At 63.8% G+C, this 19,761-nt stretch carries 19 protein-coding genes; 12 read left to right on the top strand and 7 right to left on the bottom strand.

Annotated elements, in window-relative coordinates; all coding sequences use genetic code 11:
* The first annotated feature begins 23 nt into the window (after window positions 1–23).
* The 3 genes from NKJ37_RS08395 to NKJ37_RS08385 all read left to right on the top strand — a co-directional run bounded on the left by NKJ37_RS08395 (window position 24) and on the right by NKJ37_RS08385 (window position 2,692).
* Entirely contained in the window at window positions 24–1,031 is a 1,008-nt protein-coding gene (locus tag NKJ37_RS08395; RefSeq protein WP_128303952.1) for an ABC transporter substrate-binding protein, read from the top strand.
* Window positions 1,032–1,131: 100 nt separating this feature from the next.
* Window positions 1,132–1,899: an ABC transporter permease gene (locus NKJ37_RS08390; RefSeq protein WP_031212557.1), complete on the top strand. Its 768-nt coding sequence runs from the start codon at window positions 1,132–1,134 to the stop codon at window positions 1,897–1,899.
* A 10-nt stretch (window positions 1,900–1,909) separates the two neighbouring features.
* Complete coding sequence (locus tag NKJ37_RS08385; protein ID WP_023809389.1) at window positions 1,910–2,692, top strand: ABC transporter ATP-binding protein; 783 nt, start codon at window positions 1,910–1,912, stop codon at window positions 2,690–2,692.
* Window positions 2,693–2,797: 105 nt separating this feature from the next.
* Here NKJ37_RS08385 and NKJ37_RS08380 read toward each other — a convergent pair whose 3' ends face one another.
* The 5 genes from NKJ37_RS08380 to NKJ37_RS08360 form a co-directional block, all read right to left on the bottom strand.
* The gene (locus NKJ37_RS08380) at window positions 2,798–3,220 is read right to left on the bottom strand and encodes a hypothetical protein (RefSeq protein ID WP_023809388.1); all 423 of its coding nucleotides are present in this window, start codon (window positions 3,218–3,220) and stop codon (window positions 2,798–2,800) included.
* Window positions 3,221–3,405: 185 nt separating this feature from the next.
* Entirely contained in the window at window positions 3,406–3,846 is a 441-nt protein-coding gene (locus NKJ37_RS08375; RefSeq protein ID WP_023809387.1) for a DUF411 domain-containing protein, read from the bottom strand.
* A 41-nt stretch (window positions 3,847–3,887) separates the two neighbouring features.
* Entirely contained in the window at window positions 3,888–5,234 is a 1,347-nt protein-coding gene (locus tag NKJ37_RS08370; RefSeq protein WP_245273082.1) for a multicopper oxidase family protein, read from the bottom strand.
* 222 nt (window positions 5,235–5,456) lie between these two features.
* Window positions 5,457–5,759, bottom strand: a complete 303-nt coding sequence (locus tag NKJ37_RS08365; RefSeq protein WP_352773614.1) for a hypothetical protein — start codon at window positions 5,757–5,759, stop codon at window positions 5,457–5,459.
* Window positions 5,760–5,982: 223 nt separating this feature from the next.
* The gene (locus NKJ37_RS08360; protein ID WP_352773611.1) at window positions 5,983–7,791 is read right to left on the bottom strand and encodes a dipeptide ABC transporter ATP-binding protein; all 1,809 of its coding nucleotides are present in this window, start codon (window positions 7,789–7,791) and stop codon (window positions 5,983–5,985) included.
* Between the two features lie 190 nt (window positions 7,792–7,981).
* Here NKJ37_RS08360 and NKJ37_RS08355 point away from each other — a divergent pair, with 190 nt between their 5' ends.
* The 8 genes from NKJ37_RS08355 (at window position 7,982) to frp (ending at window position 15,850) form a co-directional block, all read left to right on the top strand.
* On the top strand, window positions 7,982–9,340 hold the full coding sequence (locus NKJ37_RS08355) for an LLM class flavin-dependent oxidoreductase (RefSeq protein WP_352773608.1): 1,359 nt from the start codon (window positions 7,982–7,984) through the stop codon (window positions 9,338–9,340).
* A 21-nt stretch (window positions 9,341–9,361) separates the two neighbouring features.
* Window positions 9,362–10,138: a DUF427 domain-containing protein gene (locus NKJ37_RS08350; RefSeq protein ID WP_023809382.1), complete on the top strand. Its 777-nt coding sequence runs from the start codon at window positions 9,362–9,364 to the stop codon at window positions 10,136–10,138.
* Window positions 10,139–10,172: 34 nt separating this feature from the next.
* On the top strand, window positions 10,173–11,810 hold the full coding sequence (locus tag NKJ37_RS08345) for an ABC transporter substrate-binding protein (protein WP_023809381.1): 1,638 nt from the start codon (window positions 10,173–10,175) through the stop codon (window positions 11,808–11,810).
* A gap of 7 nt (window positions 11,811–11,817) precedes the next feature.
* A complete protein-coding gene (locus NKJ37_RS08340; RefSeq protein WP_023809380.1) occupies window positions 11,818–12,777 on the top strand; it encodes an ABC transporter permease in 960 nt (319 codons plus the stop codon).
* The gene (locus NKJ37_RS08335; protein ID WP_023809379.1) at window positions 12,774–13,661 is read left to right on the top strand and encodes an ABC transporter permease; all 888 of its coding nucleotides are present in this window, start codon (window positions 12,774–12,776) and stop codon (window positions 13,659–13,661) included. The genes NKJ37_RS08340 and NKJ37_RS08335 overlap by 4 nt, the downstream gene beginning before the upstream one ends.
* Window positions 13,662–13,731: 70 nt before the next feature.
* A complete protein-coding gene (locus tag NKJ37_RS08330; protein ID WP_023809378.1) occupies window positions 13,732–14,754 on the top strand; it encodes an LLM class flavin-dependent oxidoreductase in 1,023 nt (340 codons plus the stop codon).
* 42 nt (window positions 14,755–14,796) lie between these two features.
* Window positions 14,797–15,444: a ThuA domain-containing protein gene (locus tag NKJ37_RS08325; RefSeq protein WP_023809377.1), complete on the top strand. Its 648-nt coding sequence runs from the start codon at window positions 14,797–14,799 to the stop codon at window positions 15,442–15,444.
* 61 nt (window positions 15,445–15,505) lie between these two features.
* A complete protein-coding gene (gene frp / locus NKJ37_RS08320; protein ID WP_023809376.1) occupies window positions 15,506–15,850 on the top strand; it encodes a fluorescence recovery protein in 345 nt (114 codons plus the stop codon).
* Between the two features lie 341 nt (window positions 15,851–16,191).
* Here frp and NKJ37_RS08315 read toward each other — a convergent pair whose 3' ends face one another.
* Window positions 16,192–18,213 (bottom strand): amidase, encoded by a 2,022-nt coding sequence (locus NKJ37_RS08315; protein ID WP_352610937.1) that lies wholly within the window; start codon window positions 18,211–18,213, stop codon window positions 16,192–16,194.
* Between the two features lie 146 nt (window positions 18,214–18,359).
* On the opposite strand from NKJ37_RS08315, the gene NKJ37_RS08310 reads away from it, so the two are divergent.
* A complete protein-coding gene (locus tag NKJ37_RS08310) occupies window positions 18,360–18,635 on the top strand; it encodes a hypothetical protein (protein ID WP_023809374.1) in 276 nt (91 codons plus the stop codon).
* A 15-nt stretch (window positions 18,636–18,650) separates the two neighbouring features.
* Here the strand turns inward: NKJ37_RS08310 and NKJ37_RS08305 are convergent, their stop codons facing one another.
* Window positions 18,651–19,736, bottom strand: a complete 1,086-nt coding sequence (locus NKJ37_RS08305; protein ID WP_352773605.1) for a Gfo/Idh/MocA family protein — start codon at window positions 19,734–19,736, stop codon at window positions 18,651–18,653.
* Window positions 19,737–19,761: the final 25 nt, after the last annotated feature.

Raw genomic sequence — 19,761 nt, 5'->3', positions numbered from 1 at the left:
GATCATCAAGGGGAACAAAGATGATGCGTAACCTAACAGGACAGTTTCGCGCGCTCGTGATGGCCGCCGCCGTCGGACTCGCCGCCGCCCCGGCAGCCTACGCGGCCGATGCGGCCATTCCCACCACGCCCGAGGCAGGAGCGTTCAAGATCGGCATCGAGCCCTGGCTCGGCTATGGCCAGTGGCATGTCGCCGAGGCCAAGGGCCTGTTCAAGACAAACGGGCTGGGCGACGTCCAGATCGTCAACTTCGCCGAGGACAAGGACATCAATGCAGCACTTGCAAGCGGCCAGCTCGACGCCGCCAACATCGCCACCCACACGGCGATGGGCATGGTCGCGGCCGGCCTGCCGGTGAAGATCGTGCTGCTGCTCGACGTCTCCATGACCGCCGACGCCATCATCGCCGGCAAGGACGTCACCTCCATCGCGGACCTTAAGGGCAAGCAGGTCGCCTTCGAGGAAGGCACGACGAGCGACATCCTGCTCAAATACGCGCTCGCCAGGAACGGCATGTCGATCGACGATGTGAAGCCGGTCCCGATGCCGGCGTCCGATGCCGGCAGCGCCTTGATCGCCGGTCAGGTGCCGGTCGCGGTGACTTATGAACCGTACCTCACCGTCGCCATGGCGCAGAACAAGGACCTCAAGCTTCTGTTCACCGCCGGCGAGGATCCCGGCCTGATCAGCGACGTGCTGGTGGTGCGTGACGAGGTGATCAAGTCGCGGCCCGGCCAGGTGCTGGCCATGATCAAGAGCTGGGACGCAGCGCTCAAGGACTACAATGCTGATACGCCCGGCGGCCGCGCCATCATCGCCAAGGCTGTCGGTTCGGACGTCAAGGACCTCAACACCGCCTTTGACGGCGTGCGCTACTACTCGCTGGCCGAAAACAAGACGGCGCTCACCGGCGACTTCACCACCAAGACCTTCGCCGATGTCGAAGCCGCCGCCAAGAACGCCAAGCTGCTGCAGGCCGATGTGACGCCGGAGCAGATGATCGACCCGTCCTTCGTCAAGGCGGCGGAATGATCAAGGCCGGATCGCGGTGGTGACACAGATGCCCGGGGAGCGACCGGCGCCAGGACCGATCGCGAAACAGGCGAGGCGCCGCCGATCCTCCGGGATCGGCGTGCCCATCGCCAGGTCGCGCTTTCTGATCATCGCGGTGGCCGTGTTCGTTGGGCTGGGCCTTGCCTGGTGGGCGGCGACCGGACTGGGGTTGGTAAAGCCGATCTTCCTGCCTTCGCCGGGCAGCGTCGCGACGCAGATCGCCAAGCTCGCTGCCGACGGCACGTTGTGGCTGGACCTCAAAGCCTCGATGTATCGCATCTCCATCGGCTTCCTCATCGCCTCGGTACTGTCGATACCGATCGGCGTTCTGATTGGCAGTTTCCGTTCTTGGGAAGCGGCCATCGAGCCGCTGGTTGATTTCATCCGCTACATGCCGGTCGTCGCTTTCGTGCCGCTCTCCATTCTTTGGGCCGGCACCGGAGATTCGCAGAAGTTCCTGATCATCTTCATCGGCACCTTCTTCCAGCAGGTCCTTATGATCATGGACAACGTCAAACGGGTTCCCACCGATTTCATCGGCCTTGGGCGCACACTCGGCCTGCCGGATCGCAAGATCCTGACGCGCATCGTCGTCCCCAGCGCCTTGCCGGGTATCTGGGATACGCTGCGCATCAGCCTGGGCTGGGCATGGACCTGGCTGGTGCTGGCCGAACTTGTCGCCGCGACTTCGGGGCTCGGCTATCGCATCACCGTGTCGCAGCGCTATTTCCAGACCAACACGATCATCGGCTACATCCTGCTGCTTGGCCTGCTTGGCCTCATCACCGACCAGGTGATGAAGGCGCTGGAGAAGGTGCTGTTCAAGCAAGAGGGCCGCTCGCAATGAGGTCCAGCCGATGAGTTTCCCCAAATTGCGGATCGCCGGCCTCCGCAAGAGCTTCGGCACGGGCGAACGGCGCACGGAAGTGCTGCGCGATATCAACCTCGATCTTGCCGACAACGAGTTTGTGTCCCTGGTCGGTACGTCGGGCTGCGGCAAGAGCACGCTGCTGTCGATCGTTGCCGGACTGCAGGACTTCGACGCGGGCGATCTCAGCATCGACGGCGCGCCGATCCTGCAGCCGGGTCTCGACCGTGGCGTCGTCTTCCAGTCCTACACGCTGCTTCCCTGGCTGACGGCGCGGCAGAACATCGAGTTTGCCCTCAAGGCCGCCGGCTACGATCGCCCGACCTGCCGCAGGATCGCGCTGGAGCATCTCGAACTCGTCAAGCTGTCCGACAGCGCCGACCGCTACCCGGCCGAACTCTCGGGCGGCATGAAACAGCGCGTCGCCATTGCGCGCGCGCTTTCCTACCGGCCCAAGATGCTGTTGATGGACGAGCCCTTCGGCGCGCTCGATGCCTTGACCCGGCACCAGATGCAGGAACTGCTCACCCAGATCTGGGAGGAACACAGGTTGACCGTCCTGTTTGTCACCCATGATGTGGAGGAGGCCGTCTATCTGTCGGACCGCATCGTCGTCATGGGCATCGGCCCGGGCCGCATCACCCAGACCTTCAACGTCGATATCGAGCGCCCGCGCCGCGAAGAGGTGATGGAAAGCCCTGCATTCATGGATCTGCAGCGCGGCGTGCACAAGGCCATCCGCGAGGGTTCAAAACGCCCCGAAATGGCGTAGGCGCTTGTGGTAGGCCCAATCATGCCGGACGAGGCTAGCACCCGGCGATACGCAAACGACGGCCGGACAGCATGCAAGCCGCCTGTCCGGCCGGAACTCCAACTGCTACGCAGGTATCAGGACGGCGATACGATGCACGCCGACCTCTTTGCTTGTATTCGTCGCCTCGTCGGTCTTGCCCTTGGCGCAGGTGTACATGTCACCCGTCTTGAGCTTGAATTCCTTGTCTGCCTTCTTGATGGTGAACGCGCCTGAAGTGATGGTGCATACCATGTCGTTGTCCATCATCATCGCGGAAGCGTGCGCTCCGGGCTGAAACACCACATCGACGATCGCGATGCTCTTGTAAGCGGCGATGTCGGAGTCGCCGGTGCCGACCTCCACCACCCTTACACCGGGCGCAATCTCCTTGCCTTCCTTCGGGCCGTATTTCTTGACCTTCGCGGATGCCGCCAGGGTGAACAGAGGCGTAATCGCGGCGGCCGTCACACCGAGAGCAATTGCAGACCTGCGATTTATGGTTTTCATTGCATCCTCCCATTGGTTGGTCACGCACGAAGGTGCATGGCCATTGTATATTAGCACAAACTCATGTCCTTGTATGCGAAATGGCGCAAAAGCAGGACACGAGGCCGTGCGAAGGACCGGAACATCATGGCGAGCCAGGTTCGGGCAGGGCAATCCGACATATCGGCAGACATCGCGGTTGCCTTTCAGTCCGTCGCGTAGACGGTGGGCGCCTTGCCGTCCTTGGTGAAGGCGTAGACGATGAACGGGCCGGCCTTCTCGCCACCCATGCCGGGAGCGCCGGTCGGCATGCCGGCTAGCGTGATGCCGGTGATGGCGGGCCGCTCCGTCAGCAGTTTCTTGACGATATCGACCGGCACCAAGCCATCGACGACATAGCCGTCGACCATCAGCGTGTGGCAGCCTTCGAGGTCGGCCGGCACGCCGGCATCGCTGCTGATCTGGGACAGGTTGTTGACCGGCTTGATGTCGACCTTGAAGCCGTTGTGTTCCAGATAGTTGGCATAGGATTCGCAGCAGCTGCATTGCGGGTTCTTGTACATCACCGCGTTGATGGTCGCCGCGACAGCTGGCAGCGGCATGGCGATCGCGACCGCTAAGGCGGCGAGGGAGTAAGTCAGTTTCATCGCAGTTCTCCTTGTTGTCTTGACGTTGTTTGACGAGAAAATCAGGTCACTCGAAACACCGTCATGAGGCCGGCCATCTGGTGGTCGGCGACATGGCAGTGCAGCATCCAGTCGCCTGGATTGTCGGCGACGAAAGCGCATTCGATCGTGTCCTTGGGGGCGAGCAGCACCGTGTCCTGCCATTGCCGGTGCGTCACCGGCGAACCGTTGCGCGCAAGCACCAGCATGCTGAAGCCGTGGATGTGCATCGGGTGCCACCAGGCGGTTTCGTTGCGCATGGTGAGATGACAGGTTGCGCCGCGCGGCAAGGTGAACTGCGGCGCCATGCCGGCGTGGCCGTCACCGGTCATCGACATGCCGTTGATCGCCCAGGCCGCGCCACCCTTCATGCCGGGTGTCGCCATGCCCATCATGCCGCCGACGCCGGCGAGCTTGCCGCCACCCATCATGCCGCCCTGCAGGACGATCTCCTGACGTTCGGCGCTTGCGAGATCGGGTTGCTGCAACGGGTTGCGCGGCAGGCCAAGCGGCGTGTCGAGAGGATGGGTCCGAAGCGGCGATGCGCTGTCATAGGCAAGCGTGGTCAGCGTATAGGCGAGACCGTCATAGAAGTCGTCGATCACCGCGTAACGCTTGCCCGGGTCGCCCTGCGTGTCGATCATGACATCGATGCGCATGGCGGGTGCCAGAACAAGACGGCCGTCATCCGGTTCGTGCGGATCACAGGGCTGGCCGTCGATCGCCACGACGACCGGGCGGTGGCCTTCGAAGCGCAACGCCATGATGCGGGCGAGCGAGGCATTGGCCAGCCGCAGCCTGACGCGTTCGCCCGCCCTTGCGCTCTGGTCGGCCGGCGCCGTGCCGTTGATGGTGACGACGTTGCCGACGCGGCCGGACATCGCCGCGTCCATCGCGCTGCCGAAGCCGAGGGCCATCTGCCCGTCGTCGGCAAGCCGCCAGTCCTGCAGCAACCACAGGAGGTCGCGGTCGACGGCAACAGGTTCGGTCTCCTCGACAACGAGGACGCCGGCCAGCCCGCGGCCGAGCTGCACGAGGCTGTTGGCATGCGGATGGTACCAGAAGGTGCCGGCGTCGGGCGGCGTGAATTCATAGACGCAATCTGTCCCCGGCTTGATCGGCGGCTGTGTCAGGCCGGGCACGCCGTCCATGGCGTTTTGCAGGCGGATGCCATGCCAGTGGACTGTCGTGTCCTCGTTCAATCCGTTCTCGACGACGATACGGGCGGGCTGGCCTTGGCGTAAGCGCAGCACCGGGCCTGGGACCGTCCCATCATAGGTCCAGACAGGCGTAAGCGGACCGCTAGCGCCGGTGAACATGGCCTGGCCCGGCGCCATCCTTATGCGGCGCTCATCGACGGCGGATGCCATCGACGATACGGGGCGCACTACAGTGGCCGCCGCAACGCCCGCCGCCGCGAGGACAAACCTGCGGCGTGAAATGGAATGACTGAAATCGATACTCACTCTCAAGCCCTTTGCGATCTCGATCGACGGCGAGCCTCTCGACGTCGAGTTGCCGTGTGCTCGCCGGCGCAAAGCGCCAGCGGTAATCAAACGCCAGAAGTCAGCCGCGAGGCGGCTGAAACTGCGTCAGACGAGATCGGTGGATTTGGGAGGGAATGGGTCGGGCAAGGAACTTCGCCCATGAAGGAACGGGGTCGGCAGTGCCGACGGCAGCGATGCCCGGGTCAAAGTCATCGCCGCGAACTCGAGCGGCAACACCGCGAGCACCGGTGCGACGCAGGTCGGCGGACAATGCATCGATTTGCCACTGTCGGCGGCGCCCTTGAGGCACGCGCTACAATCGCCATTCATGGCGGTGTCGGCCATCCTGGCCATGCCGGTGCCGGCAGGCATGCCGCTGCCAGTCGTCATCATCATCTTCGCCGACATGACGCTCGCCTGAGCGGCAGACAGGCTGAACCCGGCGGTCAGGAATACCGCGAGCAGCATGACAAGAATATGTTTTGGCGACCGGCGTGCCATCATCCGTCTAGGCTGGCCTCAAAAGATGGCTTTTGCAAGCTGGATTCCAATGCTGCGACAATCCCGGCATCGCATCGCGCCTGCCGCTAAAACCGAGCTGCCGCGGGCCTTCGGGCTGCTGTTGAGCCGCTCAAAAACCCTGGCTGTGCCGCCAGCAGGCGATCCGGTGGCCGTGCGCGACCTCGTTAGCGGGCGACTCTGCCTTTCTGCAGTCGGGCAGGACCAGCGGGCAGCGGTCGGCGAAGGAGCATCCCGTGTTCGGGATGCCGGTGGCCTCTGTCTCGACCGAAGCGGAAAGCTTTGGCGCGGCCTCATCGGAAGATGCCGCCAGAAGCAGTGCGGTGTAGGGGTGGTTCGGGCCGCGAAAGATCTGGTCGGATGAGCCTGTCTCGACCAAGCGGCCGCGATAGAGCACGCCAATTCTGTCGGCCATGTAGCGCACCACCCTGAGGTCGTGGCTGATGAACAGATAGGTGGTGTCCTTGTCGCGCTGCAGGTCGTTGAGCAGGTTGAGCACTGTCGCCTGGACCGAGACGTCGAGTGCGGAGGTGGGTTCGTCGAGCACGACGACCTTCGGCACGCCGGCGAAGGCGCGCGCGATCGCCGCCCGTTGCCGTTGTCCGCCGGAAAGCGACCGCGATTTCTGCTCGGCCGTGGCGCCGGCGAGGCGGACCGATTGCAGCAGGTCGCTGACGCGCGCTCTCACCTCACTGCCGCGCAGCCCGGCGAGCCGCCGCAACGGGCGGCCAAGGATCCTGCCGATCCGCTGGCGCGGGTTGAGCGTGCGATCCGGCGACTGGAAGACCATCTGCACGTCGCGGCGTTCGGCAAGGTTTCTCTTCTCGACGCGCGGCGCGACCGTTCTGCCGAACAGCTCGACCGATCCGGCGCTGGGCGTCTGCAGGCCGGTGACGATGCGTGCCAGGGTCGACTTGCCGGAACCGGACTCGCCGATCAGCCCGAAGGTTTCGCCTTGGCCGATGTCGAGATCGATGCCGTGCAGCACTGGCTGGCTGCCGAAGGCATGACTGATGCCTTTGCAGGCGATCGCGATCCGGCGTTCTTTTGGCAAGCCGGCGTCTTCGCCTTGGGCTGTGGGGTGCGCTGGCATGCCGTCCGTCTCCGCCAGTCTTCCGTCCCGCTTGGTGTAGTTGAGCGCCGGGATCGAGGCGATGAGCGCCTTTGTGTAGGCATGAGAGGGGTTGTCGAATACATCGCCGACGGCGCCGCTCTCGACCACCGTGCCCTCCTGCATTACCGCCACACGGTCGCAGGAGCGGCGGATCATATGGATGTCGTGGCTGATCAGCAGGATGCTGGTTTTGTGATCCTTGCGAAGGTCATGCAGGATGGCGATGATCTCGGACTGGACGCTGGCATCGAGCGCCGTCGTTGGCTCGTCCAGCACCAGCAGCGACGGATCGAGCGCAATCGCAATGGCGATGTTGGCGCGCTGCTGCATGCCACCGGACAATTCGTGCGGATAGAGATCCAGCACACGCTCCGGATGGCTGACGCGGACCCGTCCGAGCAGTTCCGCGGCACGCTCGCGCGCCTCGTCGGGGCGAACCGGGCGGTGCCGCATGATCGTTTCGGTGATCTGCCGGCCGATCGTCATGCTCGGATTGAGGGCCGCGCCCGGATGCTGGTAGACGGCGGCGATGTGATTTCCCCGGAGCTGGCGCAGCTGCTCGGCGGAGAGGTCGCGGATTTCCCGGCCCTGGAATTCGAGCGCTGACACCGCCATGCGGGCATTCTTCGGCAGATAGCGCAGGATGGCGAGCGCCACCGAGCTTTTCCCAGATCCCGACTCGCCGACCAGGCCGAGCGCTTCGCCTTCGCCTATATGCAGCGACACGCCGCTGACGGCGGGATGCGATCCCTTGTGCCCGTCATAGGCGATGGACAGCTGGTCGACGTTCAGAACCGAGGAGGACATGGGGACTTGAAACCACTTTCTTCGCGGGCTGCGATCGAGGGCAATCGCTTCCGCTTTCGCAACGCATTATCTCTATAAAATTACTCGGATTAAGCCGGAGCGCAATCTACCTTTCTCGGATCAGCAGAGATTGTCGCCGCCTGCCGAAGCAGCGCGACGGTCTCCGGAGCAGATCTGGAAGGAGGCCGGCATGGCTCGAGACCACATGATCCTCAGCGCATTCTTCTTCAACCCGCAGGGCGATCATCGAATGTCGTGGCGCCATCCGCGGGCACCGGGCCGGGAAGTGCTGGACTTCGAGTTCTACCGCGATCTCGTGCAGGCGGCCGAGCGCGCCAGGATCGACACCATCTTCGTCGCCGACCACGTGTCGATCTGGGATTCGGTCAAGAGCGGCGTTGCCCACTATGCCAATGCCCGCCTCGAACCGCTGACGCTGTTGTCGGCGCTAGCCGGCGTGACCAAGCATATCGGCCTGATCACCACGGCGTCGAGCTCCTACAGCGAGCCCTACAATGTGGCGCGCATGTTCGCGTCGCTCGACCATATCAGCAAGGGCAGGGCGTCTTGGAACGTCGTCACCTCGGCTATGGACGAGGAGGCGCGCAATTTCGGCCGCGACGGCAATATCGAACATGCATTCCGCTATGAGCGCGCGGCCGAATTCCTCGATATCGTCAAAGCGCTGTGGGACAGTTGGGAAGACGAGGCGCTGCTGATCGACAAGGCGTCGGGCTATTTCGCCGATCCCGACAAGGTCCACCCCATCGACCATAAGGGCAAGCATTTCAAGGTGCGCGGGCCGCTCAACGTCTCGCGGCCGCCGCAAGGTCATCCGCTGATCGTCCAGGCCGGATCCTCCGAAGACGGCAAGAACTTCGCCACCGCCCAGGCCGATGCGCACTTCGCCATCTACAGCACCAAGGAGGATGGCATCAAATACCGTCAGGATATCAACGAGCGGCTGGCCCGCCACGGCAGGCGGCCAAAGAGCTTCAAGATCCTGCCCGGCATCCTGCCTGTTGTCGCCGCCTCCGAGGCGGAAGGCCGGGAAAAGCAGGAATATCTGCAGACCTTGCTTCCCGATCAGGTCGGCATCGACCTTCTGTCCAGCTGGAGCGGGTTGGACCTGTCGCTGTTCCCGCCGGACGGGCCATTGCCGCCTCTGCCGGACGAGAGCACGTTCAATGGCGGACGCACGTCGCTCAACCGGGTCAAGCAGTGGGCGAAGCAGAATCTCAGCCTGCGCGAGATCGCCCGCAAGCTTGCCAACAGCGGTTCGGTGCCGACCGTCGCCGGCACGCCGGTACAGATCGCCGACCAATTGCAGGACTGGTTCGTTTCGGGTGCCGCCGATGGCTTCAACCTGATGTTCCCGCTGCTGCCCGAGGACTGGGTGAATTTCGCCGAACAGGTGGTTCCGGAGCTGCAGCGGCGCGGCGTATTCCCCCTCGAATACGCGCCGGGAACGTTGCGCGACCGCTTCGGCCTGGCGCGACCAGCCAATCGCTTCGCCGAACAGCGCGACAATGCGCGCGCGGTGTCCTGACGTCAGGCCGGGAGAACGATCATGACCGTTGCACCAAGATTGCAGCCCCGCGAAGCCACCGCGCCGCAGCTCGTCAATGTCCTGCACAGCCCCAAGCGCGTGCGTGTCAAATTCGGCGGCCGCACCATCGCCGACAGCCGCAACGTGCTGGTGTTGCGCTCCAACCATTTCCTGCCGATCTATTTCTTCCCGCCGTCAGCGGTCGACCCGTCGGTGCTGAGACCCTCATTGCATCGCGAACCGCATCCGGTCGGTGGCGAGACAGCCTATTGGGATATTGATACCGGTGACAGGCGCAGCGCCAACGCGGCCTGGGCGTTCGTTTCGCCGCCGGATGAAAACCTGTCGCCGCTGGCTGGCCGCATCGCCTTCACCTGGAAGGCCGTCGACCAGTGGTTCGAGGAGGATGAAGAAGTCTTCGTCCACGCTCGAGACCCGTATGCGCGCATCGATGTGCTGCAGAGCTCCAGCCATGTGCAAATCTGGTTCGACGGCGAGCCAATCGCCGACAGCCACCGTCCGGTTCTGCTGTTCGAGACGCATCTGCCGACGCGTTTCTATCTGCCGGCGGAAGACATCCGGCTGGAGCGGCTGACGGCGTCCGTCACAACGACGCGATGTCCTTACAAGGGCATCGCCTCCTACTGGTCCGGCCTGCTGAGCGACGGAACGGTGCGCCCGGACATCGCCTGGAGCTACCGGGATCCGATAGAGGAAATGCCGAAGATCAAAGGGCTCATCGCCTTCTATCCGCAGGCCGTCGACCGCATCCATCTCGACGGCGAACCCGTCGCATAGCTTTTCAATCTTCATTTCAGAGCAGGGGTTTAACATGACCAAACGCAGAGATATCGACGCAGTTCGCAACCTGTCGGGGGACATCTGGAATGTCGCCGTCGACGAATATCAGGGCGGCTTTCTCAAGCGCCGCGATCTCCTGAAATACGCCGCACTGCTCGGCCTGACCGGCTTTGCCGCCTCGCAGGGGCTTGGAGGCGCACGCGCCGCGACTGCTGCCGGCGGCACGGTTCGCGTCGGGCTCGGCCAGCCGACCAAGGCGATCGATCCGGTTTCGGTGACCGATCCGGCCAGCATCGGGGTGATCAGCCAGGTCGGCGAGTATCTGATCCTCGACGATCCGAAGGATGGTCTGCAGCCGAAGCTCGCTCTGTCCTGGGAGGCAAACGAGACGGCCAGTCGCTGGACCTTCAAATTGCGGCCAGGGGTGAAATTCCACGATGGTCGCGCGGTCACCGCTAGGGATGTTGTGGCGAGCTTCGAGCGGCTGGTCGATCCGGCCAGCGGCTCGTCGGCCCTGTCGGCCTACAAGGGCATCCTGTCCAAGGGCGGCGCCAAGCTGGTCGACGACGAAACCGTCGCCTTCGATCTCGACGGCCCAAACAGCAACTTCCCCTTCTATGTCTCCTCAGACGTCTACAATGCCGTGATCCTGCCGGCCGACTATGCCGGCGATTTCGAGAAGAATTTCAACGGCACGGGTCCGTTCAAGCTGGAATCCTTCCGTCCCAAGCAAGGCGCCAGCTTCGTGCGCAATGAGGACTACTGGGGCGACAAGGCGCTGCCCGACCGGGTCGAGATCAAGTTTTTCGACGACGAGCAGGCGCAGGTGCTGGCGCTGCAGGCCGGCCAGCTCGACGTCATCCCGAGCACGACGCGCCTGGAACTCGCGATCGAAGGCAATCCCAACTTCAAGCTGCTCAGCGTGCAGGCAAGCTCGCATGACCAGGTGCATCTCAGAACCGACCAGGCTCCGTTCACCGACAAGCGGGTCCGCCGCGCGCTGGCGCTCACGCTCGATCGCGAGGCGATCGTCAAGGGCCTGCTGAAGGGCCGCGCCATCGTCGGCAACGACACCCCGTTCGCGCCGATCTTCCCATCGGCCGATCCATCGGTGCCGCAGCGCAAGCAAGACATTGCCGAGGCCAAGCGCCTGCTTGGCGAGGCGGGCGTGCCCAACGGCTTCGAGGTGACGCTGACCACCGAACGCGCCTATGACATTCCCGACTATGCGGTGATCATCCAGAACTTCGCCAGGAAGGCCGGCATCGACATCAAGCTCAATGTCCTGCCGCAGGACGCCTATTACGGCTCGGCGACCTTCGGCAGCTCACCATGGCTGGATTCGGTGCTCGGCATCACCGACTACGGCCATCGCGGCACTCCCGACATCTTCCTCAACGCCACGCTGAAGAGTTCGGGAGCCTGGAACGCGGCGCATTTCAACAACCCGGCCTATGATGCGCTGCTGCTCGATTACTCGAAGGCGCGTGATCTGCAGGCACAGCGCCTCGTTGCCGGCAAGATCCAGACCTTGCTGCTCGACGAAACGCCGGCGATCATCAGCTACTTCTCGCAATACAGCCGAATCGTCAGCTCCAAGGTCGAGGGCGTGCGCTTCACGGCGATCTCGCATCTGCTGCTCGACCGCGTTTCCTTCGTCCAGGCATGATCGAGACATGCTGACGGGCCGCACTTTGTCAACGCGTGTGGGCACACTTGTCCTCACGCTGTGGCTGGTCAGCATCCTGGTGTTCTTCGCCGGGCAGGTCCTGCCCGGCGATGTCGGCCGCGTGATGCTCGGTCCGTTTGCCGACGCGCAGGCGGTGGCGGAACTGAACAAGCGGCTCGGCGCCGACCAGCCGATTCTCGTCCAGTACTGGCTATGGTTCAGCAAGGCCGTGACCGGTGACTTCGGCACCTCGTTGTCTATGCGCGGGCCGGTGGCGCCGTTCGTGCTCGAAAGCCTCAAGCGCTCTGCTGCCCTTGCCGGCATTATTCTGATTTTTCTCGTGCCGCTTGGTGTAGGGGCCGGCGTCATCGCGGGTCTCAATGCCGGCCGCCTGATCGACCGGCTGATCGTGATGGCGGGCGTTTCCTTCGGCATCGTGCCTGATTTCGTTTCCGGGCTGATGCTCCTTATCCTCTTCGGCCTGTGGCTGAACTGGTTCCCGATCTCCGGCGTTGCGCCCGATGGCGCGGGCTTCTGGACGCATGGCTATTATCTGATCCTGCCGGCGCTGCCGCTGGTGCTGAACCTTGCCGGCTACATCGCCCGGATGACGCGGGCAGGGGTGATCGAGGCAATGGCCGCCGACTATACGCGCACCGCCGTCCTGAAAGGGCTGGAGCGGCGCGAGATCATCTTTCGGCACGTGCTGCGCAACGCGCTGACGCCGACCATCGCGGTGCTGGCGACGCAGACCGGCTACATGCTTGGCGGGCTGGTGGTGATCGAGGCGCTGTTCGGCATCCAGGGGCTTGGCAATCTGGTTCTGAATGCGGCCAAGGCACGCGATTTCCCGATGCTCGAGGCCGGCGTGCTGGTGATGGCGGCAATCTTCGTGCTGTCGGCGGCGGCCGGCGACCTCGTGCTGGCGCTGCTCGATCCGCGGCAACGCCGCCGGACCTCGCCATGACGGATCTGGCGGAGTTTCCCGCACCACGGCGCGCGGTGGCCGGCTTTCCGGCAGTGCGCAGGATCCGCAGTGTTTTCTCCGGACTGGCCCCGTCGGTCGTGGTCGGATCGCTGCTGCTTCTGTTCTGGGTCGTTTGCGCACTGTTCGGCAACCTCTTCGTTCCCTACGATCCCTATGCCGAGGATTTTCTGGCGATGCTGACGCCGCCCGATGCGCTGCACTGGTTCGGCACCGATCATCTCGGCCGCGACGTGCTGTCCCGCATAGTCGTCGGATCGCGCGATATCCTGCTGGTTGCGCCGCTGGCGACGCTGGCCGGCGTTGCCGCCGGCAGCATCATCGGTCTGGTGCTCGGCTATTTCGACGGCCTGGTCGATGCCATCGGCGCGCGGCTGCTCGATACGCTGATGGCGTTTCCGTTCATTGTTCTCGTCACCATGACGCTGGTGGCGATCGGCCCGTCGAACCTGACCGTCATCCTGGTGATCGGCATCGCCTACGCGCCGCTGGTGGCTCGCACCGTCCGCGCCGCCGTGCGCGAGCAGAAGGAGCGCGACTATGTCAGCGCTGCGCGGCTTGGCGGCGAGGGCCCGCTCGCCATCATGTTTCTGGAGATACTGCCCAACATCAGGGAAACGATCTTGATCGAGCTGGTCACAAGGCTGGGCTACGCGTTCTTTTCGATCGCGACGCTGAGCTTTCTCGGCCTCGGCATCCAGCCGCCATCGGCCGACTGGGGACTGGCCGTCGCCGACGGCTACGGCTTCCTGACCGGCGGCAAATGGTGGGTCGTCGTCTTCAATTCCGCGGCAATCGTCTCATTGGTCATGGCGACCAACCTTATCGCACAAGGCATCGGCGCCTTCGAAAACAGCGATGCATGAGCCTTGATCGGGTGCGTCGAAAAATCTCTTTGGCATTGAAGCCTGACGCGCATCCTTATATCGCATGGCTATGAAGAAAATCGGTTTCCTGTCGTTCGGGCACTGGACGCCCTCGTCGCAATCGCAAGTGCGCTCGGCATCGGACGCGCTTTTGCAATCCATCGACCTCGCCGTCGCCGCCGAACAGCTTGGCGCGGATGGGGCGTATTTCCGCGTGCATCATTTCGCCCGCCAACTCGCTTCGCCGTTCCCGCTGCTGGCCGCCGTTGGCGCCAAGACCAGCCGCATCGAGATTGGCACTGCAGTAATCGACATGCGCTATGAGAATCCGCTCTACATGGCGGAAGATGCCGGTGCCGCCGACATCATCGCCGGCGGCCGCCTGCAGCTTGGCATCAGCCGTGGCTCGCCCGAGCAGGTGATCGATGGCTGGCGCCATTTTGGCTACGCGCCACCGGAAGGCAAAAGCGACGCCGACATGGCGCGGCATCATGCCGAGGTATTCCTCGAGACGCTGCGGGGCGAGGGGTTCGCCCAGCCCAATCCGCGGCCGATGTTCCCCAATCCGCCCGGCCTCTTGCGCCTCGAGCCGCATTCGGAGGGTTTGCGCGAGCGGATCTGGTGGGGTGCGGCTACCAACGCCACGTCGGAATGGGCGGCCAAGCTCGGCATGAACCTGCAGAGCTCGACGCTCAAATTCGACGAGAGCGGCAAGCCGTTCCACATCCAGCAGGCCGAGCAGATCCGCATCTATCGCGAGGCCTGGAAGGCGGCCGGCCACAAGCGCGAGCCGCGCGTCTCGGTCAGCCGCAGCATCTTCGCGCTGGTCGACGATCACGACCGTGCCTATTTCGGCCGCGGCAACGAAAGCCGCGACCAGATCGGCTTCATCGAGGAGAACACCAAGGCGATCTTCGGGCGCAGCTATGCGGCTGAGCCGGATGTGCTGATCAAGGAATTGGCGCAGGACGAGGCGATCGCCGAGGCCGACACGCTGCTGCTCACCGTTCCGAACCAGCTCGGCGTCGACTATAATGCGCATGTCATCGAGGCGATCCTGACCCATGTCGCGCCGGCTCTGGGCTGGCGCTGACGCCGGATCGATCGAAGCGGAGTGCTCCAAGGGAGGTACACCATGCCAAAGAAGGCCTTGATCGCCTGGGGCGGCTGGGAGGGCCATACGCCGGAGCAGAGCGCGAAGATCGTTCGCACCTTGCTTGAGCGAAACGGCTTCGACGTCACGTTGGGCGAGGGCACGGCGATGTTCGCCGATCCGGAGCTGTCGTCATTCGATCTCATCGTGCCCGTCATCACCATGTCGACGATCGAGAAGACCGAACTGCAGAACCTGACGCATGCGGTTCTCGGGGGGAGCGGACTCGGCGGTTTCCACGGGACGATGGGCGACAGTTTCCGCAACGAGCCCGACTATCAGTTCATGACCGGCGGTCAATGGGTCGCGCATCCCGGCAACATCATCGACTATCACGTCGCCATCACCCGGCCGGACGATCCGATCACAAAAGGTATCAGCGATTTCGCCTACCGGTCGGAGCAATATTACATGCATGTCGACCCAAGCAACGAGGTGCTGGCGACCACCACCTTCACCGACGCGCATTTTCCGGGGATAGGCGGCGTCGTCATGCCGGTCGTCTGGAAACGGCGCTATGGGGCGGGGAAGGTTTTCTACAGTTCCCTTGGTCACACGGCGGATGAGTTCGCGGTGCCGGAAATGGCGCTGATGGTGGAGCGGGGTTTGCTTTGGGCGGCGCGGGGGTAGCAGCAGGCACGTTTTCGTGAAAACCTGGGTTGAATTCACAGGGCATCCATGGAGATATCAAATGAGTGATTTCGAGTGGTCCGGATCCGAAAAGAAGCTCGCGCGCCATGCCTTCGATACCGCTCTTGAGGCGGCGCTCGCAAAGACGATGGCCGACTTCAAAAGCAAGGCGAGTGCGGTGACGCAGCCCTCCGAGATGTGGGAGCTCGAAGGCTATTTGCGTGAACAGCGACGGGAAATCGATCGCACGTTCGACTATCGCTATTCGCAGCTTCTCTTCGTGTTCGCGCAGCTTATTCGAGCAGGATATCTCGATGAAAAGCTGCTTGGCGGTCTGTCGCAAGACAAGCGGGATGTCATTCAGCGGGACCTGGCCTATGTCGAGAGTCGCTTTGCAAGTGGATGACGAGGGGAACGGCGCTGCCAGAACTGCGAGAGGTTGGCGATCGTTGATTGACGACACTTTTGCGAACCCCACGCTTCGTCATCCTAGGGCGTAGCAGTCGCGAAGCGACGTGGCGAAGACCCTAGGATCCATGCCGCGACTTCCGTGCGGTGCGACGGTGGAGAACTTTCAGTCGCAATCGCTGCATCTGGAAAGAAAAGTTGACCTCAATTGCTCTGGACCGATGCATTCTTCGGTCACAGTCCTGGCATGGATCCTAGGGTCTGCGCCGCGTCGCTTCGCTCCTTGCTCCGCCCTAGGATGACGAATTCGGGGAGGCTTAAGGCACGAATTGCGCAACCTCACCCAATCCCGCCCGTAACCAGATAGGCGCCGGCGCTGCGCCCATCCTCCAGCCACACCACCGCTGTGACGATCGAACCGTAGGAGCCACGCCAGACGCTGTGGAAGCGCTGATGCTCGGCGGCCGGAATGAGCGCGTGCCCGCTGAAGCGCGCACCGCTTCGCTGCAGCGCGACGGCCTCTCCGTTGACATGTACCTTGAGGCAGGCCGTCCCAGACACCTCATTTGGCAGGTCGAGCGTGATGACGATCTCGTCCTGATCGCCGAAAGGCCGCGTCTCGGCGGCAAGCGTGATGGCGAACGCTGACGCCTTGCTGTCGTCGGCTCGGGCGGGGCGGCCTGAAAACACATCGGCGGCAAGTTCTGGCGTGCGCGGCGGGCGGGTGCGGCGCTGCGTGGAGCGTTCGAAATCGCCGGCCATGCGCAGCAGCCTTTCGTCGTCATAGGCCTTGCCGGCGAAAGTCAGGCCGACCGGCATACCGATATCGGCCATCGTACCCATCGGCACGGTGACGGTGGGGATGCCGAAATGGCGCCAGACCAGATTGCCGTTGGCGACCCAGGTGCCATTGCGCCAGGCAAAGGCGGCGGACGCCTCGTCGATGTCTGCATCGGCCGGCCCGACATCGGCAGCGGCGGGCAGCACCACGGCGTCGATGCCTTGCGCGTCCAGCCAGTCCTCGAAATCGATCCGCCTTGTCGCTTCCAGTCCCTTCAGTCCCTCTTCCAGCGTTGGAATGTCCACGAGGGGCGTGACGCCGGACCGTGCCCGCTCGACATATACCCTCAGGTCGAAGCCGCCTTCGTATCGGTCGGACAGCGTGCCGGGCGGTTGCGGGAAGATCTTTGGGCCATCGACCGAGACGAGATCGGGAAGCGCCGGATCGGCATTGGCGCGCAAAAAGTCGTCCCAGCCCCAGATGCAGAGGTCCCAGAGCTCGCGCTCGGCGAACTCTGGGGGCACCAGCCCGCGCTCGACCATGCTGCGCGCGCCGGGACGGTCGCGTTCATAGTTGGAGACGACGGGAAAATCGACCTCGATCACCTCGGCGCCAAGCCGCCTCAGATCGGCCGCCGCCTGCTCCCACAGGGCAAGTACCGAGGCGCGGGTTTCGATCGGCTTGTCGGCCTCGGTGTCGCGGCCGATATACATTCTGGGCACGCCAAGCCGCATGCCTTTCAACGACCCCGCCAGTGTGAGGTCGGTATAGCGCGGCGGCCGCACGTCGGAGCTTTTCGGCAGCTTGACCCAGGGCTGCGCGCGCCAGAAATCGCCGTGCGTCTCGGGGTCGTCGGCGACAATCACGTCGAGCAGTTCGAGCATGTCGGGGACGCTGCGCGTGTGCGGCGCGACGACATCCATGGTCGGGACCAGCGGCCAGTTGCCGCGCACCGAAATGACACCGCGCGACGGCGTATAGGCGACCAGCGCATTGTTGGTGGCCGGCGCGCGGCCGGACGACCAGGTTTCCTCGCCAAGCCCGAAGGCGCAGAAGCTGGCCGCTGTCGCTGTGCCGGAGCCATTGGATGAGCCCGATGCGAAGGCGGCGGTGAGATAGTCGCCATTGTACGGACTTTCGGCGCGGCCATAGACGCCGCGCTGCATGCCGCCATTGGCCATCGGCGGCATGTTGGTCAGCCCGATCAGCACCGCGCCGCCGGCCCGCAGCCGGGCGATGGTGAAGGCGTCCTCATTGGCAATGAGATGCTCGAAGGCCGGCGAGCCGGCGGCGACCGTCAGGCCTGATACCTTGTAGCTGTCCTTGGCGGTGTAGGGGATGCCGTCGAGTGGCCCGAGCACGGTGCCGTTGCGGCGGCGCTGGTCGGAGGCGGCAGCCTCCTCGAACATGCCAGGGTTGAGCAACGGGACGGCATTGAGGCTGATGCCGTGCCGGTCGAAATGCGCGATGCGCCTGAGATACGCCCCGACCAGTTCGACGCTGGTGACGGTGCCGTCATCGAGCGCGCGGCGCAATTGGTCGATCGTCGCTTCGACGAGATGAAAGCCGGCATCGGTCATCACGGGTCCCACATTTCCACGCACCATGGATGAGCGAGGCAGCTGGCTTCGGCAAGAGCCTATCGCGGTCATCTCCGGAACTTTTGTCCGGCTGGCGGTTTTGGATGTATGGTGTGATTCCGGAAATGGCCAGGAGGGTATTGGCGATGACCACGAAATGCGTTGCGATCCTAGCTCTCGCTGTCGCCATGGGCTCAAGCGTTTGCGCCCCGGCTTTCGCTGGCGACCGGTATCACGACCGCCGGGTCCACTCCGAACGCTACGTTCCCGCCGAAGGCGATCTCATCGACATCCTGTTCGGCGGCCCGCGCTACTACGATCAGCAGTTGGTCACGACAGCAGCCGGCGCGTGCTCCTATCATCGCGTCGGACCCGACGCGAATGCGTTGAACAAGATCAACGATCATCACTGTGGGAAGTAGGCGGCAGGCAGCGCCTCAGCGCCCGCCACTCTCCTTCATCCGCTCGATGATCTCGGCCATCAGCGCCAGGTCGCGGCGGGAATCGGCGAGGTCGGTCAGCGGCTTTGTGCCTTCGGTGATGTGGCGGTGGAAAGTCTCGAGTTCTTTCGAGAAAGCATCGCCGTAGAGAGGCCCGAGGGTTTTCGTCACCGGGCCGAACGGGCCGGCATCGGTGACCTCCAGCCGCGTCGGCAGGCTGCGGATGTAGGGCGTGTCGTAGATGATGCGCACCCGCCTGTTGTTCGAGCGCACCTCGATCATGGCGTCGAATAAGCCGAGATCGTCGACCACCGCGTCGTAGAGACAGGCGAAATGGCCGTAGTCGAAGGTGACTGATGTGTTGGCGCCGCCGTTGGTGCGGTGCGCGGCCAGCACGCGCGTCGGCTCGCCGATCAGCCCACGCATCGCCGAAATGTGGTGCGAGGAAAGTGCCGTCAGCCCGCGATAGGCGCGCACCACATCGGCCGGCGCGTCGGCGCCCACCACCTCGCGGATCAGCGCGTCGCGTTCGCTTGCGCCACGCGCCAGCAGGGCAGGGTCGATGTCCTGGGGGTAAAGGACGTTCTGGCTCTTCTTGAGGAAATGCCGGCCCTCCGAGATCAGGTCGAAGATGCGGACATGGGTGATGTCGGCGAAGGCGGGCAGCTCGTCCCTGGCGGCCAGATAGGCGGGCGCATAGCGGCGCATATAGCCGACGAACAGGGTCTTGTCGTAGCCCGGCATCAGCGCCAGCAGATCGTCGATTTCGCGCACCGTGAGGCAAGCGGGCTTTTCCAGCAGGATATGTTTGTTGGCAGCAATCGCCGCCCGCACGAAGCGGCTGTGGGTATCGTCGGATGACAGCACGAACACAGCGTCGATGTCGGGCGAATTAATCAGCGCCTCGGCCGTGTCGAAGGCCTTTGCCGTCGCAAATTCGGAGGTGACGAGTGACACCAGGCTGGGCGACACGTCGTACACGCCCGCGATCACCCAGCGGTCGCGCTGATCGCCCAGCACAGGCAGATGGATCGACTGCGCGACCTCTCCAAGACCTATCAGTCCGACACGAATTGGTGCCACAGGCGAACTCCCTTTGATTTCAAGT

It is taken from the genome of Mesorhizobium sp. M0140, from assembly GCF_040322475.1.
In the GTDB taxonomy this organism is placed as follows: Bacteria; Pseudomonadota; Alphaproteobacteria; order Rhizobiales; family Rhizobiaceae; genus Mesorhizobium.
This window is presented reverse-complemented; position numbering and strand designations above follow the sequence as displayed.

Excerpts from the sequence above, each read along its gene's own strand:
- NKJ37_RS08395 (WP_128303952.1), top strand. The coding sequence starts at position 24 with ATGCGTAACCTAACAGGACAGTTTCGCGCGCTCGTGATGGCCGCCGCC.
- NKJ37_RS08385 (WP_023809389.1), top strand. The coding sequence starts at position 1,910 with ATGAGTTTCCCCAAATTGCGGATCGCCGGCCTCCGCAAGAGCTTCGGC.
- NKJ37_RS08380 (WP_023809388.1), bottom strand. The coding sequence starts at position 3,220 with ATGAAAACCATAAATCGCAGGTCTGCAATTGCTCTCGGTGTGACGGCC.
- NKJ37_RS08375 (WP_023809387.1), bottom strand. The coding sequence starts at position 3,846 with ATGAAACTGACTTACTCCCTCGCCGCCTTAGCGGTCGCGATCGCCATG.
- NKJ37_RS08370 (WP_245273082.1), bottom strand. The coding sequence starts at position 5,234 with ATGGCATCCGCCGTCGATGAGCGCCGCATAAGGATGGCGCCGGGCCAG.
- NKJ37_RS08365 (WP_352773614.1), bottom strand. The coding sequence starts at position 5,759 with ATGTCGGCGAAGATGATGATGACGACTGGCAGCGGCATGCCTGCCGGC.
- NKJ37_RS08360 (WP_352773611.1), bottom strand. The coding sequence starts at position 7,791 with ATGTCCTCCTCGGTTCTGAACGTCGACCAGCTGTCCATCGCCTATGAC.
- NKJ37_RS08355 (WP_352773608.1), top strand. The coding sequence starts at position 7,982 with ATGGCTCGAGACCACATGATCCTCAGCGCATTCTTCTTCAACCCGCAG.
- NKJ37_RS08350 (WP_023809382.1), top strand. The coding sequence starts at position 9,362 with ATGACCGTTGCACCAAGATTGCAGCCCCGCGAAGCCACCGCGCCGCAG.
- NKJ37_RS08345 (WP_023809381.1), top strand. The coding sequence starts at position 10,173 with ATGACCAAACGCAGAGATATCGACGCAGTTCGCAACCTGTCGGGGGAC.
- NKJ37_RS08340 (WP_023809380.1), top strand. The coding sequence starts at position 11,818 with ATGCTGACGGGCCGCACTTTGTCAACGCGTGTGGGCACACTTGTCCTC.
- NKJ37_RS08335 (WP_023809379.1), top strand. The coding sequence starts at position 12,774 with ATGACGGATCTGGCGGAGTTTCCCGCACCACGGCGCGCGGTGGCCGGC.
- NKJ37_RS08330 (WP_023809378.1), top strand. The coding sequence starts at position 13,732 with ATGAAGAAAATCGGTTTCCTGTCGTTCGGGCACTGGACGCCCTCGTCG.
- NKJ37_RS08325 (WP_023809377.1), top strand. The coding sequence starts at position 14,797 with ATGCCAAAGAAGGCCTTGATCGCCTGGGGCGGCTGGGAGGGCCATACG.
- frp (WP_023809376.1), top strand. The coding sequence starts at position 15,506 with ATGAGTGATTTCGAGTGGTCCGGATCCGAAAAGAAGCTCGCGCGCCAT.
- NKJ37_RS08315 (WP_352610937.1), bottom strand. The coding sequence starts at position 18,213 with ATGACCGATGCCGGCTTTCATCTCGTCGAAGCGACGATCGACCAATTG.
- NKJ37_RS08310 (WP_023809374.1), top strand. The coding sequence starts at position 18,360 with ATGACCACGAAATGCGTTGCGATCCTAGCTCTCGCTGTCGCCATGGGC.